Origin of the sequence: Streptococcus sp. UBA4344 (genome assembly GCF_002393675.1) — a bacterium.
Classification (GTDB): Bacteria; Bacillota; Bacilli; order Lactobacillales; family Streptococcaceae; genus Streptococcus; species Streptococcus vicugnae.
In genome coordinates, this window is sequence record NZ_DGTE01000030.1 from 1 (window position 1) to 2,676 (window position 2,676).

The following is a 2,676-nucleotide window of genomic DNA, read 5'->3' on the forward strand; positions in this document are numbered from 1 at the left end:
ATAAAGAAGATATTGCATTGTTTGCTGAAATGGGCTTCAAATGTTTCCGTACATCAATTGCATGGACACGTATTTTCCCAAATGGGGATGAATTGGAACCAAATGAAGCAGGATTGCAATTCTATGACGATTTGTTTGACGAATGTTTGAAACATGGTATTGAACCAGTTGTCACATTGTCTCACTTTGAATTGCCATACCACTTGGTTAAAGAATATGGTGGCTTCACAAACCGTAAATTGGTAGATTTCTTTGTTCGTTTCGCTGAAACATGTTTCCGTCGTTACAAAGACAAAGTAAAATATTGGATGACATTTAACGAAATCAATAACCAAGCAAACTATCAAGAAGATTTTGCACCATTCACAAACTCTGGTATTGTCTACAAAGAAGGCGATGATCGCGAAGCTATTATGTATCAAGCAGCTCACTACGAATTGGTAGCATCAGCTCGCGCAGTTAAAATTGGCCGTGAAATCAATCCTGATTTCCAAATTGGTTGTATGATTGCGATGTGTCCAATCTATCCAGCAACATGTAATCCAAAAGACATTTTGATGGCTCAAAAAGCTATGGAAAAACGTTATTACTTCACTGATGTACACGTTCATGGCTTCTATCCAAACCATATTCTTAAATATTGGGAACGTAAAGGCATCGATGTTGACGTGACTGAACAAGATTTGGAAGACTTGAAGACAGGTACTGTTGACTACATCGGATTCTCATACTACATGTCATTTGCTATCGATTCACACCGTGAAAACAACCCACACTTTGATTACCTTGAAACAGAAGATTTGATTAAAAACAAATACGTTAAAGCTTCTGAATGGGGTTGGCAAATTGACCCAGAAGGCCTTCGTTACAGCTTGAACTGGTTTACAGATATGTATCATTTGCCACTTTTCATCGTGGAAAATGGTTTTGGTGCCATCGACCAAGTTGAAGAAGATGGTATGGTTCATGATGATTACCGTATTGATTACCTTGGTGCGCACATCAAAGAAATGATTAAAGCTGTCGACGAAGATGGTGTTGATTTGATGGGTTACACTCCATGGGGTTGTATCGACCTTGTTTCAGCAAGTACAGGTGAAATGCGTAAACGTTACGGATTTATCTATGTTGATAAAGATGACGAAGGAAATGGAACATACAAACGTTCACCTAAATTGTCATTTGACTGGTATAAGAAAGTGATCGCTTCTAACGGTGAAGAAGTCTAAAACTGTTAATTAATTTATTTAACAAACCTTTGTGGGGGTGTAATCTCTTACCCCATGAAGGTTTTTACATGGTTATAAGAAAAGAGAGTAGGTCTTTATGATTGGATATATTGCGGCTTGTTTGACAACTTTTGGCTTTTTGCCACAAATGATTAAGGTATTAAAAACTAAAGATGTTGAATCCATTTCACTTGGCATGTATACTATGTCTGTAACTGGTATGGCTTTATGGTTAGCGCATGGGATTTCTGTTTCAGATCCTGCCTTGATCGTTGCTAATTCAATTTCAGTTGCCTTAGCAGGAATTATCCTTATTTGTAAAATAATTTATAAATAATTTTTAAAAGTCTTTTAAATGTTGATAAATCAATGTTTTAGAGGCTTTTTTCTTAAATGGAAGTGAGTTATTCTTCCTATTTAATTTCTGAAAAAGGACTTTACAGAAAATAATTGACAGGGGTTTCAAAAAGGATTATAGTTATCGTATAAATTTTAAAGATCCCTTAATGAAGGGGCTAAGGAGGCTATTATGGTGACGATTTTAGCAATAATTTTTGGAATATTGTTAATTATCGCGATTGTGCGTGTCATCCAGTTGAAAACTGGGGTTACCAAACGCTTTGGTTATCACTACACGATTACCATGCATCATGGCCTGAAGTTACCAGATTTAACAAGAAATGACAATCTCAAAGGAAAGATTAAGATTATTTCGGCAACGGAAGACACCTGCATGGTACAATCAAAGATTAACGATACTGAGCTGAAAACAACCTTAATGAAAGATTATGGACTGGATTCAACTCAAGTGCAGGTTGAGAATACTCAGTAAGCATGAATGAGTAATTTTTAGGAATAGGACATTAGGAACTAACAAACGTGTGCAATAATTATTATGTTAATGATTTAGACATTTTGTTTTAAGAAATGATGTTTTCTTTTGAATGAATGTCTTATAATGTCGGTGAAGTGTTAAAAATACTTCAGACAATTAGGTTAAAGGAGATTAATGATGTTAAAAGTGCTATTAATTGTTTTAGTTGTTGCTTTTGTTGTGGCTGGTATCTACAATGTTAGAAATCAACTATGGGTGTCAAAGGCATTTGGTTACGATTACGTAGTTGTCATGAAAAATGGTGCAAAACTTCCTGATTTGGCAAGCAATGCTGGCCTAAAAGGAAAAATCAGAGTTGTTGGTTCATCAGATGATACTTGCAGTGTTCAATCACACCTCAACGATGTGGAATTGAAAAAGATTTTGATGGCAGATTATCACTTGTCAGACGAACAAGTTTATATCCGCCCAGCACAACTCTCAGGTGCAGTTGGTATGATGTAGTTTAGGAGATGACGAATATGAGCATTAAATGGGTTATTATTATCGTATTTTTAGTTCTCATTGCTCTTGTTTACTTTTTGACTAGCAAATATCGAAAAGTTTATGATA

The 2,676-nt window shown here is 35.5% G+C and carries 4 protein-coding genes; all 4 read left to right on the top strand.

The window, feature by feature from the left end; genetic code table 11:
- A partial coding sequence (locus B4D49_RS05415; RefSeq protein WP_286783466.1) for a 6-phospho-beta-glucosidase occupies positions 1-1,229 on the top strand: 1,229 nt, incomplete at its 5' end.
- Between the two features lie 97 nt (positions 1,230-1,326).
- On the top strand, positions 1,327-1,566 hold the full coding sequence (locus tag B4D49_RS05420) for a SemiSWEET transporter (RefSeq protein ID WP_158913965.1): 240 nt from the start codon (positions 1,327-1,329) through the stop codon (positions 1,564-1,566).
- Between the two features lie 192 nt (positions 1,567-1,758).
- Complete coding sequence (locus B4D49_RS05425) at positions 1,759-2,061, top strand: hypothetical protein (protein WP_074481706.1); 303 nt, start codon at positions 1,759-1,761, stop codon at positions 2,059-2,061.
- Positions 2,062-2,238: 177 nt separating this feature from the next.
- Positions 2,239-2,568, top strand: coding sequence for a hypothetical protein (locus B4D49_RS05430; protein ID WP_286783467.1), 330 nt, complete (start codon positions 2,239-2,241; stop codon positions 2,566-2,568).
- Positions 2,569-2,676 lie beyond the last annotated feature (108 nt).